This is a genomic window from Pseudomonas sp. Pse79 (assembly GCF_024519615.1).
Taxonomy (GTDB): Bacteria; Pseudomonadota; Gammaproteobacteria; order Pseudomonadales; family Pseudomonadaceae; genus Aquipseudomonas; species Aquipseudomonas veronii.
Map to the genome: position 1 here is coordinate 1 of NZ_JALJRR010000053.1, position 7,645 is coordinate 7,645.

General features: G+C 62.4%; 8 protein-coding genes and 1 pseudogene. 3 read left to right on the forward strand and 6 right to left on the reverse strand.

The genetic code is table 11. The features are described from left to right. Positions 1-262: 262 nt before the first annotated feature. Genes NR164_RS30055 through NR164_RS30070 form a run of 4 tightly spaced genes read right to left on the reverse strand, consistent with a single transcriptional unit; the run spans position 263 to position 3,347 of the window. Entirely contained in the window at positions 263-1,642 is a 1,380-nt protein-coding gene (locus tag NR164_RS30055; protein ID WP_256823656.1) for a 4Fe-4S binding protein, read from the reverse strand. Then, the gene (locus NR164_RS30060) at positions 1,639-2,478 is read right to left on the reverse strand and encodes an FTR1 family protein (RefSeq protein ID WP_046383091.1); all 840 of its coding nucleotides are present in this window, start codon (positions 2,476-2,478) and stop codon (positions 1,639-1,641) included. Before NR164_RS30060 ends, NR164_RS30055 begins: the two co-directional genes overlap by 4 nt. A 15-nt stretch (positions 2,479-2,493) precedes the next feature. Continuing rightward, positions 2,494-2,817, reverse strand: coding sequence for a cupredoxin domain-containing protein (locus NR164_RS30065; protein WP_017849310.1), 324 nt, complete (start codon positions 2,815-2,817; stop codon positions 2,494-2,496). After that, entirely contained in the window at positions 2,817-3,347 is a 531-nt protein-coding gene (locus NR164_RS30070; protein WP_017849309.1) for an iron transporter, read from the reverse strand. Before NR164_RS30070 ends, NR164_RS30065 begins: the two co-directional genes overlap by 1 nt. Before the next feature lie 180 nt (positions 3,348-3,527). On the opposite strand from NR164_RS30070, the gene NR164_RS30075 reads away from it, so the two are divergent. Both NR164_RS30075 and NR164_RS30080 read left to right on the forward strand, forming a co-directional pair. Further along, entirely contained in the window at positions 3,528-3,737 is a 210-nt protein-coding gene (locus NR164_RS30075; protein ID WP_017849308.1) for a DUF3079 domain-containing protein, read from the forward strand. 76 nt (positions 3,738-3,813) lie between these two features. Further along, positions 3,814-4,974, forward strand: coding sequence for an alpha-hydroxy acid oxidase (locus NR164_RS30080; protein WP_256823657.1), 1,161 nt, complete (start codon positions 3,814-3,816; stop codon positions 4,972-4,974). Between the two features lie 193 nt (positions 4,975-5,167). On the opposite strand, the pseudogene NR164_RS30085 reads toward NR164_RS30080, so the two are convergent. Together NR164_RS30085 and NR164_RS30090 are read right to left on the reverse strand one after the other, a co-directional pair. Then, positions 5,168-5,491, reverse strand: a pseudogene (locus tag NR164_RS30085) (alpha/beta hydrolase); the annotation flags it as partial. A 64-nt stretch (positions 5,492-5,555) separates the two neighbouring features. Next, positions 5,556-6,707, reverse strand: coding sequence for a diguanylate cyclase (locus tag NR164_RS30090; RefSeq protein ID WP_201021157.1), 1,152 nt, complete (start codon positions 6,705-6,707; stop codon positions 5,556-5,558). A 114-nt stretch (positions 6,708-6,821) separates the two neighbouring features. Here NR164_RS30090 and NR164_RS30095 point away from each other — a divergent pair, with 114 nt between their 5' ends. After that, the gene (locus NR164_RS30095) at positions 6,822-7,409 is read left to right on the forward strand and encodes an NUDIX domain-containing protein (protein ID WP_017849304.1); all 588 of its coding nucleotides are present in this window, start codon (positions 6,822-6,824) and stop codon (positions 7,407-7,409) included. Positions 7,410-7,645: the final 236 nt, after the last annotated feature.

The following is a 7,645-nucleotide window of genomic DNA, read 5'->3' on the forward strand; positions in this document are numbered from 1 at the left end:
GGGCTTGCCCCCGATGGCAGTGTGTCAGTCACTACATGCATGACTGATCCACCGCTATCGGGGGCAAGCCCCCTCCCACATTTTGATCTCCATGGATCAGATAGAACTCGTTCTGCTCTGGCTCTGGCTCTGGCTTTTGATCTTGATCTTAGGCGCCCCGCACACCCGTCAACCATGTGTCCGGTCCGTACAGGCTTTTCCAAAGTGACCCGCTGTAAGAGCGGAACCAATAGCTGCCGTAACCTAAACAACGGATATGTACTCAACCCCACCCCCAAAACTGCAACCACCATCCACCCCCCACCAAGCCAACACTCAACCCCACACACAACCACCCACCCCAACGCCGCAGCCCCCCAACCCCCCGAAGCTGCCGCCACCCCCCAACCCCCCGAAGCTGCCGCCACCCCAACCACAAGCACCACCCAACCGCCGCCATCAACAACACGGCCCGCGCCGATTGCACCCAAGCCAACCCCAACCCCTCATACCGCAACAACTTCACCGTGGTCGCCGACAACCCCAGGAACAAACCCGCACCACCGAGGGGCGTCAGCGTCAGCGCCAAGGGCCGAAACAGTGCACGATCACCCGCCACCCACGCGGCCAACCGCAGCAGCAGCCAGCAGCCGCCCCCCAATACCAACGAACTCCCCCCCAGATACAACACAATGCACAAGCCATCCAACCAACTGAAGCTGTCATTGAGCTGCGGATAATGAGTGAGCAGCCACCATGGCGCGTTGTCTTGCAGCGGCCACAGCCAGTCATGGCCGACCAGCCACGTCGCCAGGGTTTGTTTGAGCGCGATAAACCACGGACTGACGGTCCATTGAAACGCCCCCATCGCCAGGCCGATCACACCAAACAGCAACAGCCGCGCGTCCCACACTGAGCCGGGTTGCCGCGGCGCCTGCAGGATCTCCTGATTGCACGAGCGGGCGATCAGTTGCACCGCGCCGCGTTGCCCGCTGCAACGGCCGCAGGCATGGCACTCGCTGGCCCCTTGCAGGCGGCGGATATCCAGCAGCGGCGCGCAGTTGGGCAGCGGCAGGCGCGGTGCGTCGTTGGCTTTCCAGCGCTGCTCATCCACCGCGAAATGCACCGGCGCCAGGCGGGCGAGCAGGGCGAAGACGCCGCTGACCGGGCACAGGTACCGACACCACACGCGCTTGCCGCGCACGAACAACAGGCCGACGATCACCGCGCCGAGGGTCGAGCCGCCGAGAATCAACAGGGCCGCCTGGGCGTAGTCATACACGCTGATCAATTGGCCATAGAGGGTGGTCAGGCAAAAGCCCAGCGTCGGCCAGCCGCCCCAGCGCAGCCAGCGCGGAATACCGAGGCCGCGCCCGTGCTGGCTGGCCCATTCGCTCAGGGAACCTTCCGGGCAGAGCACGCCGCACCACAGGCGCCCGAACAACACCATCGACAGCAACACGAACGGCCACCAGAGGCCCCAGAAGATGAATTGCGCGAGCAGCGTCAGGTTGTTCACCAGGCGCGCCTGGCTGTCCGGCAACGGCAGCAGCGCCGGCAGCACCAGCAGCACGGCGTAGACCAGCACCACCGCCCATTGCACGGCACGGATCAAGCGCCCATGGCGGCGCATGCCATCGCCCAGGCACTGCAGCCAGCTCATGCCGCGTGCCGCGAACGGCGCAGGCCGTTGCCCACCCACAGCCAATAACCGAGCAGCACCAGCACGGTGACCAGGCTCGGCGCGGCGCGGTAGCCGACAAAGTCAGCCAACATCGCGCCCAGGCCGTGGCTGTCGCTGAGCAGGGTGCTGCTGTCCCAGCGGCTTTCACCGAAGCTCGAATAGACCCACTCGGGCATATCCATCGCCAGCAATTGCCCGCTGATACGGTCCACGGCCGCCACCAGCAAAGCCCCGCCGAGCAGCAGCAACAGCGCTTCGCTGAGGGCGAAAAACAGCGACCAGGAAATGAAGCGCCGCGTACTGCGCAACAACAGCACCGTGAGCCCCGCCAACACCAGGCCCAGCACGCCGCCGATCGCGAACAGGTTCAGCGCCGGGCCCTGCAGACGCGCGCCGGCACCGTACAGAAACACCACGGTTTCACTGCCTTCGCGGCTCACCGCCAACAGCGTCAATAGCAACACGCCCCAACCGCCCTGGCGCGCCAGGCGTTCATCGGCTTCGCGTACCAGGGTGTTTTTGAGTGTGGCCGCGTGACGATGCATCCAGAACACCATCTGCACCATCAGGCCGCTGGCCAATAACGTCAGCGCCGCTTGCAGCCATTCGCCCTGGGGGCCGGTCATGGCCTCACCGGCCCACAGCATCAAGCCGGCCAGGCCGGCGGAGCAGAACAAGCCCAGGACCACCCCGGCCCACAGGAAACGCCCCAGGCGCGAGTGCGCGGTCTGGCGGCTGATCCAGACCTGCAGAATGCCGATCACCAGCAGCGCCTCGACGCTTTCGCGCCAGACAATAAACATCGATTGATTCATCAACGGCTCCCGGGGCTATTGGGCGAGGATGCTGCCTTCGGGCAACTGTGGGTTGAACTCGTCAAAGAATGGATACAACCCCGGCGTGAGCGGGTGGATCACGACGAAGGTGGTCACGCCGGGCGACAAGACTTTCTCCACGCGCAGCGGCGTGCTCTCGAATTCGGCCGGGCCTTGGCCGAGGTTGTGCAGCACGATCTTGAAGCGCTCGCCGGCCTTGACCGTGAGTTGCGGCGGGATGAAGTGGCCGTCCTGCAAGGTCAGTTCATAGGTCGGCAACGGCGCCGCCAGGGCCGCGCCGCTCAGCAGCAAGCTGCCCAGCAGCAAGGCGCGACGCATCAGTAGCCGCCTTTCTTGCCGATGCCGGCATAGACGAATTCGTAGTGGACTTCGCAGCGTTCGAACCACGGTGCGACCCCGGTTTCCTTGTCGGTATGGCGGCCCAGGGACTGGTGGCCGCTGGGCGGCAATACGCTGAAGGTCAGGGTGTATTTGCCCGGGCCTTGCAGCTTGACGTTGTCGCCGTAGTGCGGCCCGTCATTGGCGACCATGGCGTGGAAATCACCGGTGATCGGCGTGTCGCTGCCTTGCTTTTTCAACGTAAAGGACAGGTTCAGGTACGGCACGAAACTGCCTTCCTGGAAGCCTTGGGCATTGTCCGCCGTGGCGCGCACATCGGCTTCAAGGTGGACGTCGGAGTCGGCCGTGGCGCGCATCATGCCGGCGGGTGCCATTTCGATCGGTTGCAGGTACACCGCGCCGATTTCCAGGCCTGGGCAGTGCTGCGGCTCGCCGATCGGGTACTCCTTGGCGAACGCCGCAGAGGTGGACAACAGCAGGACCAGGGACACAGTAGAAGGAATACGCATGGAGGCTTCCTGACGGGTGAGGGGGAAAGAACCCGAGTCTAGGAAGGTTGATCGTAAATAATAATGATTCTTGTCAAGTTTCTGCGATATTTCATGTTGGCCAATCTTGACCGCAGTCAAGGCCATGCCCCCTTGAGCAGGTTAGGTTGACTCTATTGTTCGCCGGTAGGGAACCTCATCATGGCCAAGCCTTTTCCGCTGCACCCCAAGCACCCCGAACGCATCTGCTGGGGCTGCGACCGCTATTGCGCCACGACCGATCTGGCCTGTGGCAACGGCGCCGACCGTACCATGCACCCGGCCGAGATGATCGGTGATGACTGGTACGAGCACGGCGACTGGGGACTCACCCCCGAGCCACCTGCCACGGACGAACCGTCAGCGGCCTGATCAATCAACGCAATGGCTGGTTGTACGGCGGATGGGCGGTTACTCTTCCTACTCAGTTCAGGGAGAGGTGACGCAGATGTCGTTGATCACAACCATCGAAGACTTACGCAAGCTGGCGCAAAAACGTGTTCCAAGGATGTTTTACGACTACGCCGATTCCGGCTCTTGGACTGAAAGCACTTACCGGGCGAATGAAAGCGATTTTGCCCAGATCAAATTCCGCCAACGGGTGGCGCGCAATATCGATAAACGTTCGATCCGCGCCACCATGATCGGCCAGGACATGGCCATGCCAGTCGCCCTGGCGCCCACCGGCCTGGCCGGGATGCAGCATGCCGATGGTGAGATTCTCACCGCCCGTGCCGCTGCTGCCTTTGGCCTTCGCTACACCTTGTCGACCATGAGCATCTGCTCCCTGGAAGACATCGCCGAACAGGTCGGCCAGCCGTTCTGGTTTCAACTCTATGTGATGCGCGACCGCGCCTTTATCGAGCAGTTGATCGAGCGCGCCAAGGCCGCCGGTGTCGATGCGTTGGTGTTGACCCTGGACCTGCAGATCCTCGGCCAACGTCACAAGGACCTGATCAACGGCCTGTCGGCGCCGCCCAGACTGACCCTGCCGAATATCCTCAACATGATGACCAAGCCGCGCTGGGTGGTGGGCATGCTCGGCACCAAGCGTCATGGCTTCGGCAATATCGTCGGGCATGTCAAAGGTGTGGCGGACATGAGTTCGCTGTCGGCATGGACCGCCCAACAGTTCGACCCGCGCCTGAGTTGGGACGATGTGGAATGGATCAAGAAATGCTGGGGCGGCAAGTTGATCATCAAGGGCATCCTCGATGTGGAAGATGCGCGCCTGGCGGCGAATGCCGGCGCCGATGCGTTGGTGGTGAGTAACCACGGCGGTCGTCAGTTGGATGGCGCGCCGTCGAGCATCAGCCAATTGCCGGCGATCGTCGAGGCGGTGGGCGAGCGTATTGAAGTGTGGCTCGACGGCGGTATCCGTTCCGGCCAGGACGTGCTCAAAGCCGTGGCATTGGGCGCCAAAGGCACCCTGATCGGTCGCCCGCATTTGTACGGTTTGGGCGCGATGGGTGAAGCGGGGGTGACCAAGGCGCTGGAGATCATCGCCCGCGAGTTGGACGTGTCGATGGCGCTGTGCGGGTATAACGATATACGCGATGTGAATCGCGAAATTTTGCTGCCTGGCACCTTTCCCCAAGGCGCGGGCTGAGCAAAAAAATCGTAAAAAAATAAAAAGAGTTGTCCACGAAAACCGTGGGTATCTCTGTGGATAACTTTGCGAGGGCCCGGCAGGGGTTGGCGATTCAACCCAAGATCAATATTTGATCAACTTCTGGCGCGGGCCAGCATAGGCTGGGTTTGCGCTTGACAGCCCCGCGCGAACCCAGTGCCGAAAACACATTTTATGAGTCGTTGGCGCGCCCGGTTGAGTGGGTGACAACCTGTGTCGGCATCTTCGCTTGCATCAGGTTGTCCAGCGCTTTGCGATAGCTGCGCCCGGCCAGGCTCATGCTGTTGTTGTGGCTGGCGCCGGGCACCAGCAACAGGCGCTTGGGTTCCTGGGCGGCGGCAAATAATTGTTCGCTGAACCGTGGGGGAACGTAGCGGTCGTCCAGGCCGTGGACCACCAGCAGCGGCATATGGATGTCGGCAATCTTGTCGATGGAATCGAATTTCTGCGACAGCAGCCAGCGCACCGGCAAGGCGGTGGCCACATCCGCCAGGGAATGCTCGTAGATCAGGCGTTTACTGATTGCTTGCAAAGTATTGCGGCATTCAAGCGTCGTCCGCTCAGGCGAGCGCCACCACCTGCACGCGATTGCGTCCATAGGCCTTGGCCTGGTACAGCGCCTGGTCGGCCTGGGACAGTAAGTATGAGAGGTCGTGGCCTGCCGCCGTGGTGGTGACGATGCCGATGCTCACGCTCAAGAACCCCGGCGTCAGCAGGTCCAGTTCGGCAAACCCGCGACGGATGCGCTCGGCCACTTCAAACGCCCCGGCCGCATCGCTGTCGGCCAGCAGGCAGGCGAACTCTTCACCGCCGATACGCGCAAACACATCACCGCTGCGCAGCATGGCCCGAGTCATCTGGCTGAAGGCGATCAGCGCCTGGTCGCCCATGGGGTGGCCGAAGCTGTCGTTCAGGCGCTTGAAGTGGTCCAGGTCGCACAGCAGCAGGGCCGCGCTGCGCTGGCGACGGCTGCAGTCGGCCAGCAGTTTTTCGCCCCTGAGCATAAAGGCGCGGCGGTTGCCGGCGCCGGTCAGCGCATCGCTGAAGGCGGCGGCCTTGAAGCGCAACTCGGCACGCTCCTTGACCATCGCCAGGGTGATGTAGGCAATGCCGATGGCATACAGCATCGATTCAAACAGCATGAACGAGAAAAACGGCACGCCTTCACCCCCCGAGGCCTGGGCGTTTTTCAGCGGCAGGCCGGCGTCGGTGATTGCGCGTATGCCATAGAACGCGGTGTGCCAAAGGATCAGCGCCAGCGCGGGAGCGTAGGCGACTTCCAGGGTCGCGCGGTTGCGCCACAGCTCCAGGGCCGACAGCACGCCATAACCGGCCGCCAGCAGCGAATACAGGGTGACTCGCGCCGACAGCGAACCATAGAATTGCGGCAACAGGCACATCAACAGCCACACGCCACACCCGGCAAAGATCCCCGGCAGGCTCGGCTTGCGCTGCACGAAAGCGCGCATGGCGGTCCAGTTCATCGCGGCGCTGAGCAACAGCACGACATTGCCGAGGATCAACGCGACAAAATCCAGGCCCACGCCGCGCACCGCGATCAGCCCGGTGCCCAGGGTGGCGAGCAGCAGCATGATGCCGAGATAGCCCAGGGTCGGTTCACGGCCACGGCTCCAGGCATGCACGGTGAGCAGGCCCATCAGGCAGAACACGAACACGGCGACTATCAGTAGCGTCGGGATATGCAGCGACATTGCCTTGCCCTTGCAGAGACTTTTTATGGGGCCCGATTGTAGCGGTATGCGACCGGCTTGACGTTGGCGTTGCTGGCGCGACATGCTCCTGCTCCTTTGAGCAAAGGCCCGACCATGGACAACAGCCCCGTTCGCATCACCGCCGAAGAGACGCTCTCGGAGAATTGGTACCTGCTGAAAAAATACAGCTTCGACCTGCGCCGCCGCGACGGCAGCTGGCAGGCCCAGACCCGCGAAGTGTACGACCGGGGCAACGGCGCGACCATCCTGCTGTACAACCGCGCCCAGCGCACTGTGCTGCTGATCCGACAGTTCCGCATGCCCACCTTCGTCAACGACTACCCCGGTTACCTGATCGAAGCCGCGGCCGGGTTGCTGGACAACGCCAGCCCCGAAGAACGCATTCGCCTGGAAGCCGAAGAAGAGACGGGCTATCGCGTGGGGCATGTGGAGAAGATCTATGCGGCATTCATGAGCCCGGGATCGGTGACGGAGCGGATTCACTTTTTCCTCGGCGAATACCAACCGGAGGATCGGGTGGGAATGGGCGGCGGGATCGAAGAGGAAGGCGAGGACATCGAGGTACTGGAACTGGGGTTCGAGCGGGCGTTGGCGATGGTGGCGAGCGGTGAGATCGTGGATGGGAAGACCATCATGCTGTTGCAGCATCTGGAATTGCGGATGTTGAAAGAGGGATGGTGAGAGTGGGGCGTGTCGATATCCGTTTTCTCAAAAGTAGCCAAAACTAGGCTCGGTGTGCCTCAGATCAAAAGCAAAGCGGCCTTGTAGCCGACCTGACTCTGCGAGCCGAACTCGGTCAAAAATGTGGGAGGGGGCTTGCCCCCGATGGCAGTGTGTCAGTCACTACATGCATGACTGATCCACCGCCATCGGGGGCAAGCCCCCTCCCACATTTTGATCTCCATGGATCAGATAGA